The sequence below is a fragment of the Serratia sp. NA_112.1 genome, assembly GCF_052691715.1.
Genome location: NZ_JBQZFO010000001.1, coordinates 897,552 through 914,806, shown reverse-complemented (window position 1 = coordinate 914,806; position 17,255 = coordinate 897,552). Strand labels below are relative to the sequence as shown.

General features: G+C 54.7%; 16 protein-coding genes, 1 tRNA gene and 2 pseudogenes. 8 read left to right on the top strand and 11 right to left on the bottom strand.

Going from position 1 to position 17,255, the window contains the following annotated elements; all coding sequences use genetic code 11:
- The 8 genes from ACUTQ5_RS04380 to tssB form a co-directional block, all read right to left on the bottom strand.
- Window positions 1-422, bottom strand: a 422-nt coding sequence (locus ACUTQ5_RS04380) for a contractile injection system protein, VgrG/Pvc8 family (protein ID WP_445650228.1), incomplete at its 3' end; no start/stop codon positions are given.
- Window positions 419-3,073 carry a type VI secretion system ATPase TssH gene (gene tssH / locus ACUTQ5_RS04375; RefSeq protein ID WP_445650227.1) on the bottom strand — a complete coding sequence of 885 codons (2,655 nt, stop codon included), beginning with the start codon at window positions 3,071-3,073 and terminating at the stop codon, window positions 419-421. The genes ACUTQ5_RS04380 and tssH, both read right to left, overlap by 4 nt.
- A gap of 185 nt (window positions 3,074-3,258) precedes the next feature.
- Window positions 3,259-3,750 carry a type VI secretion system effector Hcp gene (gene hcp / locus ACUTQ5_RS04370; RefSeq protein WP_024558534.1) on the bottom strand — a complete coding sequence of 164 codons (492 nt, stop codon included), beginning with the start codon at window positions 3,748-3,750 and terminating at the stop codon, window positions 3,259-3,261.
- A 147-nt stretch (window positions 3,751-3,897) separates the two neighbouring features.
- Entirely contained in the window at window positions 3,898-5,592 is a 1,695-nt protein-coding gene (locus tag ACUTQ5_RS04365) for an OmpA family protein (protein ID WP_445650226.1), read from the bottom strand.
- The gene (gene tssL, locus ACUTQ5_RS04360; protein ID WP_445650225.1) at window positions 5,589-6,278 is read right to left on the bottom strand and encodes a type VI secretion system protein TssL, short form; all 690 of its coding nucleotides are present in this window, start codon (window positions 6,276-6,278) and stop codon (window positions 5,589-5,591) included. Before tssL ends, ACUTQ5_RS04365 begins: the two co-directional genes overlap by 4 nt.
- Window positions 6,275-7,615 carry a type VI secretion system baseplate subunit TssK gene (gene tssK / locus ACUTQ5_RS04355; protein ID WP_445650224.1) on the bottom strand — a complete coding sequence of 447 codons (1,341 nt, stop codon included), beginning with the start codon at window positions 7,613-7,615 and terminating at the stop codon, window positions 6,275-6,277. The genes tssL and tssK overlap by 4 nt, the downstream gene beginning before the upstream one ends.
- A gap of 17 nt (window positions 7,616-7,632) precedes the next feature.
- Entirely contained in the window at window positions 7,633-9,180 is a 1,548-nt protein-coding gene (gene tssC / locus ACUTQ5_RS04350; protein ID WP_445650223.1) for a type VI secretion system contractile sheath large subunit, read from the bottom strand.
- 33 nt (window positions 9,181-9,213) lie between these two features.
- Window positions 9,214-9,714 carry a type VI secretion system contractile sheath small subunit gene (tssB, locus tag ACUTQ5_RS04345; RefSeq protein WP_445650222.1) on the bottom strand — a complete coding sequence of 167 codons (501 nt, stop codon included), beginning with the start codon at window positions 9,712-9,714 and terminating at the stop codon, window positions 9,214-9,216.
- 947 nt (window positions 9,715-10,661) lie between these two features.
- Here tssB and ACUTQ5_RS04340 point away from each other — a divergent pair.
- Both ACUTQ5_RS04340 and ACUTQ5_RS04335 read left to right on the top strand, forming a co-directional pair.
- A pseudogene (locus tag ACUTQ5_RS04340) lies at window positions 10,662-10,976 on the top strand (JAB domain-containing protein); the annotation flags it as partial.
- Window positions 10,966-11,595 (top strand): annotated as a pseudogene (locus tag ACUTQ5_RS04335) (DUF4942 domain-containing protein); the annotation flags it as partial. The pseudogenes ACUTQ5_RS04340 and ACUTQ5_RS04335, both read left to right, overlap by 11 nt.
- Window positions 11,596-11,736: 141 nt before the next feature.
- Here ACUTQ5_RS04335 and ACUTQ5_RS04330 read toward each other — a convergent pair.
- A tRNA-Ser gene (locus ACUTQ5_RS04330) sits at window positions 11,737-11,824 on the bottom strand.
- A gap of 228 nt (window positions 11,825-12,052) precedes the next feature.
- On the opposite strand from ACUTQ5_RS04330, the gene yccA reads away from it, so the two are divergent.
- Complete coding sequence (yccA, locus tag ACUTQ5_RS04325; protein ID WP_004942825.1) at window positions 12,053-12,712, top strand: FtsH protease modulator YccA; 660 nt, start codon at window positions 12,053-12,055, stop codon at window positions 12,710-12,712.
- A gap of 259 nt (window positions 12,713-12,971) precedes the next feature.
- On the top strand, window positions 12,972-13,301 hold the full coding sequence (tusE, locus tag ACUTQ5_RS04320; protein ID WP_445650221.1) for a sulfurtransferase TusE: 330 nt from the start codon (window positions 12,972-12,974) through the stop codon (window positions 13,299-13,301).
- Between the two features lie 4 nt (window positions 13,302-13,305).
- Here the strand turns inward: tusE and yccX are convergent, their stop codons facing one another.
- On the bottom strand, window positions 13,306-13,584 hold the full coding sequence (yccX, locus tag ACUTQ5_RS04315) for an acylphosphatase (RefSeq protein WP_445650220.1): 279 nt from the start codon (window positions 13,582-13,584) through the stop codon (window positions 13,306-13,308).
- 92 nt (window positions 13,585-13,676) lie between these two features.
- On the opposite strand from yccX, the gene rlmI reads away from it, so the two are divergent.
- Together rlmI and hspQ are read left to right on the top strand one after the other, a co-directional pair.
- Window positions 13,677-14,867 (top strand): 23S rRNA (cytosine(1962)-C(5))-methyltransferase RlmI, encoded by a 1,191-nt coding sequence (gene rlmI, locus ACUTQ5_RS04310; RefSeq protein ID WP_445650219.1) that lies wholly within the window; start codon window positions 13,677-13,679, stop codon window positions 14,865-14,867.
- A 61-nt stretch (window positions 14,868-14,928) separates the two neighbouring features.
- Window positions 14,929-15,246: a heat shock protein HspQ gene (gene hspQ, locus ACUTQ5_RS04305; RefSeq protein ID WP_012006190.1), complete on the top strand. Its 318-nt coding sequence runs from the start codon at window positions 14,929-14,931 to the stop codon at window positions 15,244-15,246.
- Between the two features lie 59 nt (window positions 15,247-15,305).
- Here hspQ and ACUTQ5_RS04300 read toward each other — a convergent pair whose 3' ends face one another.
- On the bottom strand, window positions 15,306-15,719 hold the full coding sequence (locus ACUTQ5_RS04300) for a CoA-binding protein (RefSeq protein ID WP_445650218.1): 414 nt from the start codon (window positions 15,717-15,719) through the stop codon (window positions 15,306-15,308).
- Window positions 15,720-15,978: 259 nt separating this feature from the next.
- Between ACUTQ5_RS04300 and ACUTQ5_RS04295 the strand changes: the two genes are divergently transcribed.
- Both ACUTQ5_RS04295 and ACUTQ5_RS04290 read left to right on the top strand, forming a co-directional pair.
- Window positions 15,979-16,650, top strand: a complete 672-nt coding sequence (locus ACUTQ5_RS04295) for a DUF2057 family protein (RefSeq protein WP_445650217.1) — start codon at window positions 15,979-15,981, stop codon at window positions 16,648-16,650.
- Between the two features lie 123 nt (window positions 16,651-16,773).
- On the top strand, window positions 16,774-17,232 hold the full coding sequence (locus tag ACUTQ5_RS04290; protein ID WP_261088943.1) for a methylglyoxal synthase: 459 nt from the start codon (window positions 16,774-16,776) through the stop codon (window positions 17,230-17,232).
- Window positions 17,233-17,255 lie beyond the last annotated feature (23 nt).

The following is a 17,255-nucleotide window of genomic DNA, read 5'->3' as shown; positions in this document are numbered from 1 at the left end:
CGTTCGCGCAGGATTTTTTCCACGATTTGTGGGACCGACATATCCTGATAAATGGCGTTCTGATGCGAACGATCAAGCAGCGCCAGACGTGGCTGGAGCGTCAGAGCATAATGGGTTTCATCCTTTGAGGTGTTGAGACGTTCAAAACCACTCACTACTCCCTGAAGGGTGCGCACGGCCTGCTGCATTTTGATGCCGTAACCCTGTTCCACTGGGGCCTGTAGCGTCAGAGAGGCCGCTTTCATCAGCATCATTTCTTTGCTGATGCCGTGGTCGCGGCTGGTAAACTCAATGCGGTAGCTGAAAGGCTGGCTCAGGGTTTCATCGCCTTCAAAGGCCAGTACATCGATATCCGCTTCACATCCCTTCACCGACAGCTGGTGATGATTGTGGCTGAATATGATCGCGGGATTGATGCTCATGCGTGCACTCCTTGTGTCCGGTCAAACTCCAGCCCGATCCCCTCTTCCTCACTCCAGCTAAGACGTAACGACTGTGGTTTCTGTCTGGCGGCCATATGGGTCAGCAATTGCTGACTCAGCACCGGCAGGATTTGCTGATTGAGCAGGCTGTCGACGTTACGCGCGCCGGTATCGGGCAGCAGGCAGGCGGCGGTCAGCGCGTCATACAGGCTCTCATCAATGTGAGTGGTCAGGCCGTAGTGACGGTTCAGGCGCTTACTGACCTGGTCGAGTTTCATTTCCACGATGGTACGGATGGCAACTTCCGCCAGCGGGCGGTAAATCACGGTCTGGAAACGCGCCAACAGCGCGGGCTGGAAGTGGTCACGCAGCATTGGGCGCAGCAGTTCCTGCAAATCGCCTTCCGTCGCTTCTGGTTGCTCATCGAGCAGTTGCATCAGGTCGTCGCTGCCGAGGTTCGAGGTCATCAGGATAACGGTGTTGCGGAAGTCGATTTCACGCCCTTCGCCGTCGCGCATAAAGCCCCGGTCGAACACCTGATAGAACAGGTTCATCACATCCCGGTGAGCCTTCTCCACTTCATCGAGCAGCACCACGCTGTACGGACGCTTGCGTACCGCTTCGGTGAGTATGCCGCCCTGACCGTAACCCACGTAGCCCGGCGGCGAGCCTTTCAGCTGCGACACCGTGTGCGGCTCCTGGTACTCGGACAGGTTGATGGTGATGAGTGACTTCTCGCCGCCGTACAGCACATCCGCCAGCACCAGCGCGGTTTCCGTTTTCCCCACACCGCTCGGGCCGACCAGCAGGAACACCCCCTGCGGGCCGTTCTCAGAAGTAAGGCCCGTTTTGGCTGCGCGCAAACGCTGGGCAATGGCGTTGAGCGCCACGTCCTGCCCGACCACGCGTTTGCCGATTTCATTTTCCAGCGTCAGCAGTTCGGTCTGCTCGTCTTTCATCAGGGAGGACAGCGGTACGCCGGTCCAGTCAGCAATCACATTGGCAACCGTGCGGGTGTCCACATCCACCTGAACCAGCACGTCGCCTTGCTGTGCCTGTTCCAACTGCTGCTGCAGGTCGGAAATCTCAGCCTGCTGACTGATATCCTGCCGGCTGGCCATCAGCTGCTGCGCCAGCGCCTTTTCGTGACTGAAACGCGTCTCCTGCTCCTGAATACGCGCTTCCAGTTCAGTCCGCTGCTGCTCAATGGCACCCAGGCGGTCACCATGACGGTGACTGCCGGCGGCGATATCTTCCAGTAACGCCTGCTCTTCCAGTTCCAGTGCGGTCAGTTGTGCTTTCAGGCGCACAATTTGTTCCGGCACCGTGTCGAGACTCATACGCACGCGGGCCGCCGCGGTATCCAGCAGGTCAACGGCCTTGTCCGGCAACTGGCGTCCGGTCAGATACCGGCGCGACAGCGTAACGGCAGCGCGCACGGCGTCGTCGGTGATATGTACGCCGTGGTGTTCGGCATAGCGGGATTTCAGGCCACGGAGCATCAGGCAGGCAGTGTCGTCATCCGGCTCGTCGACTTTCACCATCTGGAAACGACGCTCAAGAGCGGCATCACGCTCAAAATATTGTTTGTATTCAGACCAGGTGGTCGCGGCGATGGTGCGCAGTTCGCCGCGGGCGAGTGCCGGTTTCAGCAGGTTAGCCGCATCCGCGCCGCCCGCCTGGTTACCGGCCCCGATAATGGTGTGGGCTTCATCGATAAACAGCAATATCGGCACTGGCGACTGCTGCACCGCGTCGATGACGTTTTTCAGACGCTGTTCAAACTCGCCTTTCACGCCTGCACCCGCTTGCAACAGGCCTAGATCAAGGGTGCGCAGGATGACCGGTTTGAGGGATTCCGGTACGTTGCCCTCGGCAATACGCAGCGCCAGGCCTTCGACCAGAGCGGTTTTACCGACACCTGGTTCGCCGACCAGGATCGGGTTGTTTTTACGACGGCGGGAGAGAATGTCGACCATCTGGCGGATTTCCGTGTCACGGCCGAACACCGGGTCAATCTTGCCCTCTTTCGCTTTGGCGGTGACGTCGAGGGTGAATTTATCCAGTGCGTTCTGTAGCGCAGGATTGAGTTCGCCTTCTTTTATCTCAGCCCCGGCCGGGCGGCCTATAAACTCCACTTCGCCACCGTGGCTCTGCGCCAACTCCGCGTCCTGCTGGACGTCCGGACGTTCATCGGACTGCGCATCGAGCAGCGGGCGCAGGCGCTCCAGCTGGCTTTGCCCCAGCGTCAACAACGGCCACAGACCGTCACAACGCGCCAGTTTGGGTTTATTCACCAATGCCATCAGCAGATGCACACTGCGGATATGTTCTTCGCCTGCCAGTGACGCCCGCATCCAGGCTTCCTGCATCAGCATCTGAATGCTGTCGGACAATTCCGGCCGCCCGCGTACAGAACGCGGCAGCGTACCCAGCCAGCCGAGTAAATCCTGCCATAGGCCGTCCATGTCCCATTCGTAGCGACGCGCCAGCACCGTGAGGTCACCTTCGCCCTGCTCCAGCAGTTTCAGCAACCAGTGCTCTGGCAGGATTTCCGCATGGGCACGGGTCTGGCACAGGGAGGCCGCCCCTTCCATCGCACGGGCACAGTAAGGGTTCAGACGTCGCAACAGGATAGCTGGGTTTTCCATGAATCTCTCTCTTTGTCGGTTCCTGGACACGCTACCGCCCCTCGCTGTTTCCCGTTGTTCAGGAGACCAAAGCGCACAAGGTCGGGCTGGCAGGCAGATTGTGGTTTTCTTTGCTGAAGGTCCGCATCCGCAGGCGTTCAGCAAAAAAGAAAAAAGCGGACAGAGGAGACTGTCCGCTCACAGGCTTACGCGGTGGCGCGTTCGTTCCAGGAATCGGAATGAATGATGTTGCCGTCTTTGTAGGTCCAGGTGATTTTTTCGTAACGCAGTTCAATACGCTCGAGGTGGTTGTGTTTCTCTTTAGAAGGATCCTTGATGTCGTACATTTCAGGATTCACTTTCACCACCTTCACGTTTTCCAGTTTGGTGTTGAAGTACTCCACTTCCTGGCCCGCGTCGTTGATTTTGTACCATTTGAATTCGGCAGACTTGAGAGTCTGGCCAGTGGTTACTGCCTTGTACAGGTACGGGCTGGACGAGTCGATTTCCTTGGTGAACAGGAACGGAGTGTGGATACGGGTCCCGGTCAGCTTGCCGGTGTTGTTATCGGTCGGGATGTACAGGTTATGCTCCTGTGCCACCACTTCGATGCTGCCTTCGCGATCCTGCACGTCTACGGAACCTTTGATGTCCGCGCCGCCGTCGTCTTTCAGCCAAAGATAGACTGGAATTGCCATGATATTATCTCCATTTATACACTTCATCCTTCAGGCTGCCTCTTTGTTGGCTGCCTACATTTGCCCCGGTCACAGAGTTATCTCTGCCCCCGGGGACGCATTCAGTTGCCGCCGCGACCCAGCCCGAATGATTTTGTGTATCTTGTTTTACGAAACGTCATCATCCGATGACGCCGGGGTGTTGCCCGGTATCTGGCAGGCATCTGCCTGCGGTACCAGACTGATTTCGACACGCCGGTTAAGCGTACGCCCTTCCGGCGTGTCGTTAGTTGCGATCGGACGGCTTTCGCCATAGCCCTGAACCGCAAAACAGCTCTCCGACACATCGCCGGTATCACGCATCCAGTCGCGTACCGCTTCGGCACGCTTCATGGATAACGTCTGATTGAGTTTCGGGTTGCCGGTGTTGTCGGTATGCCCACTGACCACAATCAGCCAGCCCGGCTTTGCCTTGATACCAACCAGAGAAGTCACCAGCATTTTGGTTGAGCCAGCCTTTAGGTCAGATTTGCCGGAATCGAACAGCGACATGCTGTCGAGACGGACAATTTTCGGTGCCTGTTTGGGTTTCGGCTGTGGTTTTGGCGGCGGTGGCGGAGGCACCCAGGAGCGGATCGCATCCAGCACCGGCATTCGCAGACGCTCTCCCTGATATAGACCGAGGCCCATCCGCGCCGGTACGCCATTACGCGCCTGTTCATCCAGCTCTGCCGCATCGTCACGCAGAACGGCAACGGCCTTGGCTTTCGGTCCGAAATCATGCATCGGGATACGGTCATAGCGGGCAATATCGAAGCTCACACGCTGCAGCAGCTGGCGATTGTTCCATCCACTGCTGAGCAGCGCAGCAATGGCCGCCAGCGTGAAGATCCCGAGCGCACAACGGAAGGCTCGCCCACGCGGCGTCAGGCCTCGCCCTTCCGGCAGCAGCGGCAAAATAAAATCCGGGAAGGGGGAAATTACCGTGCTGTCTGTTCCCACCGGCTGCCAACCCGCCACCTGCTGCATCGCAGTGTGACGGGACAACCACGCCGTCCAGACCGATGTGGCCAGGCTTCCGGCAAGGATGGGTCCCATTCCCCACAGCACCGCGGCAGGTGCAATGACAGGAACATCGGGGTTCTCATCCATAAAGACAGCGTTGACGTGCTGATGGAACCAGCCCATCAGGCTGTTCATCAGCACCTGTTGCTGCATTGCAGGCGACCCACCGGTGGTAACCCAAGCAGCGATTGAACTCGGCGCTGAAGATTCACGCCAGACCCTCACCCCTTCCCCCGGGATAGCCGCCTGCCAGAGCAGCTCATTCGTCATCGCGCTGCCAACCTGACCATTCAGAACCAGCGGCACAGAATGCCCCGTCTCTTTACGCAACTGGCTGATTTGCCAGCGCAGGGCCAGCAGACGGCTGGTAAGCCGCTCGCTGTCGGCGTGTTTCTGCGGACAGACGCTGACCATCACCGACAGTTGACGCCCCCAGTCAGGGCGCAGCCGCAGTACCTGACGGGCGGCCTGCTCCAGATCCTGCTGCTCCCCCACGCGGATCCAGCATCCCTGTGTAACCGTAAGCACCGGCGACTGCTGCGGCCAGGCCAGCGGCAGATCGCCACATAACAGCACCACAGGCTGACGGTAAGTGGCTTCCGGAAGGTCGTCCAGACTCAGGGTGACGTCATGCTCCGCACGACGGCTGGCGACAGTCCAGAACGCCAGGATAAGCCCCAGAACGGTAAGCAGAACGAGCACAGAAACCAGCCGGGATACTGGCAGAAAACCCAGGCAAACCACTGCACTCAGCAGGGCGGCCCACAGCGCAAGCCCGCGCTGTTGTGCAGGACTCATTTCACGGCTCCCGGCAACAGGGTCAGCAGCGTTTGATCCAGCCAGTGGCTCAGTCCCCACCAGAGCGCAGCAACCACCACCACGCTCAGGCCAATACGCACGGGCCATGACGCCAACCAGCCGCCCATTCCCCGTCCGGCACGGCTTTCCGCCAGTACCGGATGAGTTTGTGGATAGCTGAACGGCGTGACATGTTCACTGAGCGCGTTAACGAGTTTCTGGCGCTCCGTGTCGCTCAGGGAGCGGAAACTGCCGAGGAACCCCAGCATCATGACCCGCTGAAAGCAGGTCACAACGGCATTGTCAGGATCTGGTTCACGCAGCACATCGCGCATTCGGGCGCACAACGTATCACCGGCATCCATGGTGCCGAGGAAGTGCCCCTGCAGGGGAATGTCATACCACTGCACACAGGCGTCATCCTCCACACCGCGACCTTTGACCGCCTCATCAAGCAGCGCACACTGTGCAGTGAGAATATGCTGACAGCTGGCTTCATCGAGTTCGCTCGCCTTCAGTTCACGCTGCACACGTTCGACATCAGCAATGCAGCGCTCCCACAGCGTGCGCCCTTCTCCATCCTGAAACGTCGGGCCGTGACGCAGGCTGATCACCTGCAGCCAGGTGTCCTGCAGCAGGGCATCAATATCAATGGACGCGGCCACGCCGCGTTTGCGCTCACTCATGTTCTCAGTACCGCAAAGAGTTCAAGTTCAGGCTCGCCGAGCATGCCCGGAACGTAAAACATACAGGTCCCACCCTGGAGCATTTCGGTGGCCAGAGGATGAGAGACATCGAGGCTGAAATACTGGTTTTCCAGACGCAGTGGAATGGCGGCCGGCACATGACGCAGCGGCGTCAGCGGCACACCCACCCGTGATGAATTGACGATACTCCTGACATGATCGGGACTGCCGACCTTGCACTGACGCGGGAACTGTTCCTGCAGTTGTGCCACCGGCATCGATGAGCGCACGGAGAGGTAGTAATCCGCCCCTTCGCGCAGGCGTGGGTCATGCAGACGCGCCTGCCAGAAGTGAAGCCGGACATCATGCTCAAGCTCAATCGCTACCACACGCGACGGCAGACTGGCCTCCAGCAGATCGCCCAGTAAGTCAAAGAGCGGCGGGAAGACGTTATTCAGTTGCTCATGCTGCCAGACAGGAATAGCACTCACCTGGTGTTCCAGCGAGAAGGTCAGCAGGCTGCCCGCAAGGCGTGCCAGCTCCGGATACAAACGTTCAGGCGGGCTTTGCGGGTGTCGCTGAAACTGCCCGAGCACAGGTTCTGCGCTGTTCAGGGCATTGAGCAACCAGAATAGAGACACATCAGCCACGGCAAAATCGGCCATGCGTTCGTTACTTTCCCGGCGCATTGCCATCAGGCGACTCAGACGGGCTCGCAGTTGCGTCATCAGCTGTTCCAGCTGAGTTACCAGCCAGTGACTGCCCTGCAGAGCCAGCAGTGGCGGAAGATAGGTTTCATCGAGTGCCCAGCTCCCCTGCGAATCCTGCTGCAGACGGGCAACCGGGCAGGTCAGGTAATCACTGTTGTTCTGATGGGCGAACCGCAGCGTCAGCTCAGGCTGCATCACCGCAATCTGGCGGGTATCGTCCCCAAAGGTGTTACGGACATCCCGCCAGCGCTGGCGATAGCGAACAGGGCGATCGGCCACCTCATCGGGTTTAAGACAGTTACCGCCATTCGCCCGCAGCAGCGGAAGGGCCAGAACCACCACCACGTCCTGTGATTCACTCTCAAGCGCCAGCACTGGTGGCAGGTCGTCAGCATTATCCGTGTCGATAAGCGTGCCATCGGGGAAACGGATGTGCAGATGACGAGCCTGCAGGCGGCCCAGTTTCAGTGCATCCAGTTCAAAAGTGGCATCAATCATACCCCAGGGATGGGATAGACCCAGTCGGGCGATGCATTCCGCAGACCAGGCCGCATACGCGGCCTGTTGCTGAAAGTGCTGGGGAGAGACCATAACGCCTCTGCCCCATAACGGTTGTTCCGTTTTCATTGGCTTCCTGCCTTAGCTTATGATTTCGCCTTCGGCATCTGGGAAACCAGCGACAGGTTGACGTCCATCCCTTCCACCTGGAAGTGCGGCACGGCATACAGCTTCACGCGGAAGAAGCCTGGGTTGTCCTCAATATCTTCCACCACCACTTTCGCGTCACGCAGCGGGTGAGACGCCTGCAGCTCGTCGCCCGGATCGGTCATTTCGGTGACCAGACTGCGCACCCAGGTGTTGAGCTCCAGCTCCAGCAAACGGCGGTCTTTGGTGGTGCCGATGTTTTCACGCTGGATAAGCTTCAGGTAGTGGGCAATACGCGACAGCAGGAAGATGTACGGCAGACGGGCGTTAATACGGCTGTTGGCCGTCGCATCGGCGGTGTCATACAGTGCTGGCTTCTGGGTGGAGTTAGCGCTAAAGAAACAGGAATAATCTCTGTTTTTATAATAACTTAGCGGGATAAAGCCCAGGTTGGCAAATTCAAATTCGCGGGTTTCCGGGATCATCACCTCAGACGGGATTTTCACCTGATTGCCGGTACCCAGATCATACAGGTGGATAGGCAGGTCCTGGACGGCACCACCGGCCTGCGGACCACGAATTTGTACACACCAGCCGTTGTTAATGAAGCTACGCACCATGTTGGATGCGAACGCAAACGAGGCGTTGGTCCACAGGTATTTGTCGTGATCCGGGCCTTTCACCTCTTCAACATAGTTGAAGCTGCGCACCGGCACGGTGTCCGGGCCGTACGGTAGGCGACCCAGCACGCGTGGCATCACCAGGCCGATATAGCGGGAATCATCCGTCTCGCGGAAGGATTTCCACTTGATGTACTCCGCACGGTCAAAGTAGTTGCCAATGTCTTTAATCGCCGCTACCTCTTCCATCTTGTCTTTGAGGAAGAACTTCGGCCCCGCCGAGCCGATAAACGGCATGTGCGCCGCCGCTGACACTTTGGAAATGTTACGCAACAGCGCCACGTCCTGCGCCGAGGCATCAAATTCGTAAGCGGAAATCAGCGCGCCAAGCGGCTCACCGCCCGGGGTGTCATACTCATCAATATAGGTGTGTTTATACAGTCCACTCTGGATGATTTCCGGGCTGTCTTCGAAGTCCTGACGCAGGTCTTCTTTGGACATATCCAGCAGTTCAACCTTCACGTTCTGGCGAAAATCGGTTTTGTCAACCAGGGACTTAACACCACACCACAGACTTTCTACCGCCTGGAATTCTTCGCTATGCATTACCGCATCCAGCTGACGACTAATCTGGTAGTCCAGTTCCGCGATATGGTGGTCAATCAGGTTTTTGTCGAGTTTTTCAACTCTTGAGCCCGATTTTGTCAGGCACTCCAGGAACACCTGCATCCCCGCCGTTAAACGTTCATCCGCGGTCGCATCCGACATCGCCTGCGCGTCCTGCCAGATGTCCAACGCGCTCAGCTCAGAGACCGGGTTCAGGTTGATTTTTTCAAACAGGGACGCGTAAACGCCACCCGCAGCAGGACGTTCCAGCACCACACTCTCGCTACCAGCCGCATTCTCATTTTTTACAGACATCAGCATCTTCCTTATTAATCCATTAAATCATCGTGACCGTTATGGCTGTTTCGGAGCCAGGGCTGAAAGTTCGGCTCTGAGTTCTGCACTTAATGCCGGGTCGAGCAGAATTTTTTCCAGCTCTTTTCGGAAAGCCTGATTGTCCAGCAGGTTCGCTTTTAAATCGCGAAGCAGGTTGCGCATGGAAAGCATCGCCTTCAACTGAGGTATTTGACGGGCAACCTGCTCAGGGGTGAAATCCTTCATGCTCTGGAAGGTCAGACTGATATTGTCTTCACTACCATCATTGGCAAGCGTGTTTTTAACGGTCAGATTGACTTTTGGGGAATATTCGGAAAGAACTGAATCAAAATTATTTTTGTTCAAGTTAACTTTTTTGCGCTCAGACAGTGGTGCAGACTCCTGACCATTACTGAAGTCGCCCGCCACCAGTAATTTCAGGGGGAGCTCAGTTTTCTTGCTCGCGCCCCCCGTATGCAAATCGAGTTTCAGATTAATGCGCGCTTTAGGGATTTCGGACTGAAAGGAAGAGTTAGACATGGCTGTCCCTGTTCTATGGAGTAGTAGAAACGGTCAATGCCAGTGAGAAATTAATAAGAAAGGCTTACCTTGCCAAAACAACATCCCTGCTCGCGCCATCCGGCGCAAATCAAAACTGGGGTCAAAAGCGAGCGCATTCCATTCACTAGCGAGCATGACACAGTATTTTTAGGTCTTTATCTGAAAAGTGATGATTTCAGAATGTTACCTATTGATTTGAGTGTAAAAACATTATGAATATGATTAAAACTCATTATTTGTAACTAAGTGTTACGGTTTATGCTTTTAACAAAAAAAAGATCATCCAGTTGATTAATAAGAGCTTTCCTAGATAACCACCATAAACCGCATGGGATAAGGGTGTGCGGTAAATGATCAATCCGACTTAAGGTTAAAATTGAACAAATTGCGACCGTTTTGCGAGAAAAGCCTGATTTTATAATTTATAAAAAAATGAGAGGCTGCGCATGACTGAACAAACAAAAAGATAACGGCCCGTCTCAGTAGCAAAGATTTCTGTCTTTCACTTAAATGATGTTTACTGATTTTCACAGAATGGAGCTCGAGAAGAAATCATTGGTTGTGCAACCCGGCTGAGAACATCTGTTTTACTACTCAGGCTGCAATGTAATTCGTAGCGGTGCCAAGACGGCAGCATGTAGGTCATTCAACTGAAAAGCAGCTTTGCACACCGACTCATCCCCGGCCAACAGAAACTTAGCTGTCATCAACGGATTAAAAATGAGCATTCCGAAACCCAGGTGGCCCCCATCGTGCCCCCACCACCTCAGTAGCTCGAACCCAGTCCGTCCGTACATCTGCCACATCAACATCTTCAGGCGATTTACATGTCACTCGAAAGCCCCTTATTCCATCTGCTACTAATGGCTTCACATGTTGCGGCTGCATCTCCGCCTATCTCGAGTGCAACACTCTGAAGCACAGCAGCCTTGCTGGAACAGCATCTATGGCAACCAGGTGTTTATTTCACCTCCGCAAATGCCGCTCGCGACTGGAGCGTGAAGCCTTTATGGTGCTTTACCTCGACAATCAACACCGTCTGTTGCCCCATGAAACCTTGTTTACCGGCAGTATTAACAGTACCAAAGTCCATCCCCGCGAAATGGTGAAGTCGGCGCTGGAGCACAACGCAGCAGCGGTCCTGCTGGCGCACTGCCCCCCCCCGTCGGGACATGCAGACCCCAAGCGATTCCGACCGGCAAATCACCTGCAGGATACAGGAGGCGCTGATGCTGGCTGATGGAGAAAACAGAAACGGCGATGAAAGTCATCACCCGCAATATCGATCGCGGTATATGGCGAGACCTGGTGAAGAAGTCCGGAATGCTATCGCTCATGGACGCTCAGGCCAGAGACCAGTGGTATAACAGTCTGGAAAAGGATGAGATTCCTGAGATCTCTGAAGCCAATATTATCAGTACCTTTGAGCAACTACATCAGAGCAAGGGTGACGTGTTTGAACGCGGTGTCATTAATATATTCAAAAGCCTATCATGGAATTTTAAGACGAACTCGCCCTGTAAGTTTGGCAAGAAAATCATCGTGACCGCACTGGTGAAATGCGACCGGTGGGGATTTAGGCTTAGCTGGAGCTGGCAGCGGGATCGGTTAACCGACCTTGAACGCATGCTGATGATCCTTGATGGGCAGCCCATTCCCGACAGCCGCGCCGACGTTACCCGCCGTCTCGGCGCTCATATCCATGAAAACCGGCACAGCACCCATTATGAGGATGAAATGTTTACTATTAAATACTTTCAGAAGGGAACGGCACATATCACATTTAAGCGTTCGGAACTGGTTGTTAAGCTGAATGACATTATCGCCAGACACTATCCGGGAGCACTGGCAAAGAAATGAAACCGGAGATGGATGATAACCTGTCCGATGTATTCTCAAGGCTACCAGCTCAAGCCAGACGGAATTGGCATACTGGATGGCATAACGAGGGGAACGTAAAACAAAAAAGCTCATGTCAATCAATGACATGAGCTAAAAAAATGGCGGAGGAGCAGAGATTCGAACTCTGGAACGGTTTCCCGTCGACGGTTTTCAAGACCGTTGCCTTCAGCCACTCGGCCACCCCTCCGCAACGAGCCGAACTATAAACATAGCCGATCCGCTTGTAAAGCCCATCACCGTTCAACCGAGCGAAAAAACAGCACCTGGCGTGTGAGCGTTGAATAAAACGCCAACTCCGGCTCAAGGTTGCAACAATGATAACTAAGGGTAAAGATTGGTAAACAAACTTTAATCAAACGCTTGCGCTGCCTATCATCATCACTAATTTTGTGATGACCTGATAAGAGAGATCATTATGGACCGCATTGTCGTCTCATCTTCCTCACGCGACTCGTTACTGAGTACGCATAAGGTTCTGCGTAACACCTACTTCCTGCTTTCACTGACGTTGGCATTTTCGGCACTTACCGCTACCGCCAGCACCATGCTGGGGCTGCCGGCACCGGGCCTGTTGCTGATGCTGGTCGGTTTCTATGGGTTGATGTTCCTGACCCATAAGCTGGCAAACAGCCCAGCCGGTATTCTGGCAGCCTTCGCGTTGACCGGTTTTATGGGCTACGCTCTGGGGCCGATCCTCAGTTCGTTCATTAATACCGGAGCCGGTGACCTGATCATGCTGGCGCTGGGTGGCACCGCGGTGGTGTTCTTCTGCTGTTCCGCCTATGTACTGACTACCCGCAAGGATATGTCGTTCCTTTCCGGGATGATGATGGCCGGTTTCGTGGTGCTGCTGGTTGCGGTCATCGCCAACCTGTTCCTGCAGATCCCAGCCCTGCATCTGGCCATTAGCGCGCTGTTTATCCTGTTCTCCGCCGGTGCCATCCTGTGGGAGACCAGCAATATTATCCACGGCGGCGAAACCAACTACATCCGCGCTACCGTTAGCCTGTATGTTTCGCTGTACAACATGTTCATCAGCCTGTTGAGCATTCTGGGCTTCGCACGCAGCAACTGATTTAACGCCTGAGAAAGGCCCAAGGCCCCGCTCCCGCGGGGCTTTGTTTGATGACAAACACCCGAAAAACGTGGTTTTCGGGTGTTTGGGCTAAATCAGAAGATATAATCCTTTGTTTTTATTAGCCCTCAAAACGGGACTTTTAACTGCCAAGAACCTTGTCAGGTGTGTTGGCCCCGCTCCCGCGGGGCTTTGTTTTTGCAGCGACAAAAGTTTGCTAAACTGACGGCCGTTCTGAATTACCCATTACCGAGGCAGTATGTTGGAGTATCAAGGTCAGGTTATTGAAACTGACGCACAGGGTTACCTGAAAAACAGCGCCGATTGGCATGAGGCCCTGGCACCGCTGCTGGCCGCAGAGGAAGAAGTAACGCTAACCGAAGCACATTGGGAAGTGGTGCGTTTCGTACGCGGCTTTTACCTGGAATTTAATACTTCACCGGCAATCCGCATGCTGGTCAAGGCCATGGCGCAGAAGTACGGCGAAGAGAAAGGCAACAGCCGTTATCTCTACCGTTTATTCCCCAAAGGCCCGGCCAAGCAGGCAACCAAGATAGCCGGCCTGCCGAAACCGGTAAAATGTATCTGAAACGCTAATAGCGAATGCCGAAGCCTTGAAAATCAGCCGTGCCTCGCGGCTCCACCAGCACGCGATCGACCCGTGCACTGCGCGGTCCGCCATTTTTCAGCCATTCCACCAGCTTGTCCACCTGCGGTTGTTCGCCGCAGGCCAGTACTTCAACGCTCCCATCATCAAGATTACGCGCGTAGCCGCTTAACCCCAATGCCGTCGCCTGATGCTGGGTGTTGTAACGAAATCCCACTCCTTGCACCACGCCATAGACATACGCAGCAATGCAAACTTGTGTCATAATCGCCCCCTTATCGACTTTCGTTTATGGTATTGCCTGTGCGTCTGCACGGCGATGCCACTCATTTTATCTAGCTGGCAGCATTCTTAATTATGACCGTACGCCTGTTTCTCGCCAAAGGACGTGAAAAGTCCTTACTCCGTCGCCACCCGTGGGTGTTTTCCGGCGCTGTTCAACGTGTCGAAGGTAAAGCCCTTTCTGGCGAAACCATCGATATTCACGACGCCCACGGCAAATGGCTGGCTCGCGGAGCCTACTCTCCAGAGTCGCAAATCCGCGCCCGCGTCTGGACCTTTTTACCGGACGAAGAGATTAACATCGAATTCTTCATCCGCCGTTTACAACAGGCGCAAAGCTGGCGTGATTGGATTGCCAAACGTGATGGGCTGGACGGCTACCGCCTGATCGCCGGCGAATCCGACGGTATGCCGGGCATTACTATCGATCGCTTCCAGAACTTCCTGGTGTTGCAGTTGCTGTCCGCTGGCGCTGAATATCAGCGTGCCGCGTTGATTACCGCTTTGCAGCATTGTTACCCGGAATGTGCCATCTACGATCGTTCAGACGTCGCGGTACGTAAAAAAGAAGGTTTACCCTTGGCTCAGGGCCAAGTCGTGGGCGATCTGCCCCCTGCTCTGCTGCCTATCACCGAACATGGCATGAAGCTGCTAGTGGATATTCAGCAAGGCCATAAGACGGGTTTTTACCTCGACCAACGCGACAGCCGTCTGGCCGCACGTAACTATTCCGCCGGCCGCCGCGTACTTAACTGCTTTTCCTATACCGGTGCCTTCGCCGTATCAGCTCTGATGGGTGGCTGTACTCAGGTGATCAGCGTTGATACGTCGCAAGCTGCATTGGATATCGCCAAACAGAACGTCGAACTGAACCAGTTAGACCTGAGCAAAGCCGAATTTGTCCGTGATGACGTGTTCCAACTGCTACGCGCTTATCGCACCCAGGGGGAAAAATTCGACCTGATTATTATGGATCCGCCGAAGTTCGTCGAAAACAAGAACCAGCTGGCCGGCGCTTGCCGCGGTTACAAAGATATCAACATGTTGGCGCTGCAGCTGCTGAACCCAGGCGGCATTTTGCTCAGTTTCTCTTGTTCCGGTCTGATGCCAACCGATTTATTCCAGAAAATTTTGGCCGATGCCGCTGTAGATGCCGGGCGTGATGTACAATTTATAGAGCAGTATCGTCAGGCTGCCGATCACCCGGTTATCGCGACTTATCCTGAAGGGCTGTATTTGAAAGGGTTTGCGTGTCGGGTGATGTAACTTGAAATACGCTGTTTTGCCCTCATATAGAGAGCAAGGCACTGTTTCTCAGGAGGTCATCATGATTGCCAGCAAATTCGGTATCGGACAACAGGTTCGGCATAAGCTGCTGGGGTACTTGGGGGTGGTGATTGATATCGACCCTGAATACTCTATGGAACAGCCTAAAGCTGATGAAATAGCAGCGAATACCGATCTACGTTTCGCCCCTTGGTACCACGTGGTGATGGAAGACGAAGAAGGCCAACCTGTGCATACCTATCTGGCGGAAGCGCAGTTAGATGGAGAAGCCCAGGAAGCTCATCCTGAACAACCTTCGCTGGACGAGTTGGCGGAGTCTATCCGCCACCAGCTACAGGCTCCACGCCTGCGCAACTGATGCGTCAGGCCTGAGAAACAAACGACGAAGGCCTGGCACAATGCCAGGCCTTCTCTTTTTCAACGCTCCAGCCCCAAACGCGGAATTTCGATTTTAGGGCAGCGATCCATCACCACCTTCAGCCCCGCCTCGTTTGCCAATGCCGCGGCCTGTTCATTAATGACGCCGATTTGCAGCCACAGTACTTTGGCACCAATAGCAATGGCCTCTTGCGCTACCGCATATGCTGCCTCTGAATTACGGAACACGTCAACCATGTCCACCGGGTGCGGGATACCCTTCAACGTGGCATAGGCCTGCTGGCCCAGCAAGGTTTGCCCCGCCAGTTTTGGACTGACCGGCGTAACCTGATACCCCTGAGCAAGCAGATAGGCCATAACGCCAAAACTCGGCCGCGCCGGATTATCACTGGCACCCACCAGCGCAATGGTTTTCACCTGCTGCAGCAGGCTGGCAATATCGTTGTCTTGCATTTTCCGCTCCCAATTATCGACGAGGGATTTCCCTGTTTCGAGTGTAACCCACTGACCTAAAATCGGCTCAACCCTGAGTTACTGAAACTCCCAGCAACTTTTGCGGTCTGATGCTGTCACTGTCAGCCTCTGCAGGCTAAATAGTGTCAAAATAAATATAAATATGTACACTTGTAACTAAAAGCGCAATGCTGAAAAACTTTGACACAATCTATGGCGTGTTCAACACTAATAGCGATGCGCTTATATGGAGATAACAATGAAATTTGGTCTGATGGTTGCGGCGCTGCTCAGCATCGGTATCAGCATGCCTGCCGTGGCTACGACCCTGAAACTCTCTCCTGACATCGGCCTGCTGGTGGTCGATGGCAAGAAAATGACAGGTTCGTTGTTAAAAGGCGCTGACAGCCTCGAGCTGGATGGCGGACAACATCAATTACTGTTTAAAGTGGCCAAGTCTGTACGCTCAGGGCCAAACCAACAAACTGTCTATACTTCACCTCCGCTGATCGCCACCTTCAATACGCAAAATGTCAGCTCCGTCGCCATTGAGCTGCCGCGCATTGAAAATGTCCGGGATGGTCAGCGATTTGATAAAACGTTCAATTACCAGGTAATTGATAAAAACGGCAATGCATTGGCAATGAAACACGACGTATTACGCCCCGACGACATCACGCTTAACATCGACCTGGAAAAGCTGATGGCAGATTACAACAGTCAGAAACATCCGGCTTCCGTACCGGCGTTCACCCATGTTCGCGCCACCGCACCCGGTTCACCGCTGGCAAGTGCAGCGTTAAACTCGCCCACAGAGACACTGAAAGGTGAAAACGTTTCCGAGCAAATGCTGCAATACTGGTTCCAACAGGCAGACAAAGAAACGCAGAAACGTTTTCTTCATTGGGTAAATAAACAGCCAATGCGCTAAGCAAGATTGATGACGCCTTTTTTAAAGGCGCGCTTTCTTCGCATTTTCAGGTGTAAACGCTAGGCAGTGAAAAACAGTTTCAGTAATCTGTCGCACATCACCCGATTAGCGAAGGAAATCCAGATGGAATTTACTACCCGCACTATCGCCGCGCGCAAACACATTGCACTGGTGGCGCACGATCACCGTAAACAAGCCCTGTTGGCATGGGTTGAAGACAATAAGTCCGTGCTGGAACAACACCAACTTTACGCCACCGGAACCACAGGCAACCTGATCCAGCAAGCCAGCGGTATTCCGGTAAATAGCATGTTGAGCGGGCCGATGGGGGGCGACCAGCAGGTGGGCGCGCTGATCGCCGAAGGCAAAATCGATATGTTGATCTTCTTCTGGGATCCATTGAACGCGGTGCCCCACGATCCGGATGTGAAAGCCCTGCTGCGCCTGGCGACCGTATGGAATATCCCCGTCGCCACCAACCGCTCCACCGCAGACTTCCTGATTGACTCCCCATTGTTCAAAAGCGAAGTGGAAATCACCATCCCTGACTACCAGCGCTACTTGCAGGATCGTCTGAAGTAACCAGCACGGCATGGTTTTCGCCA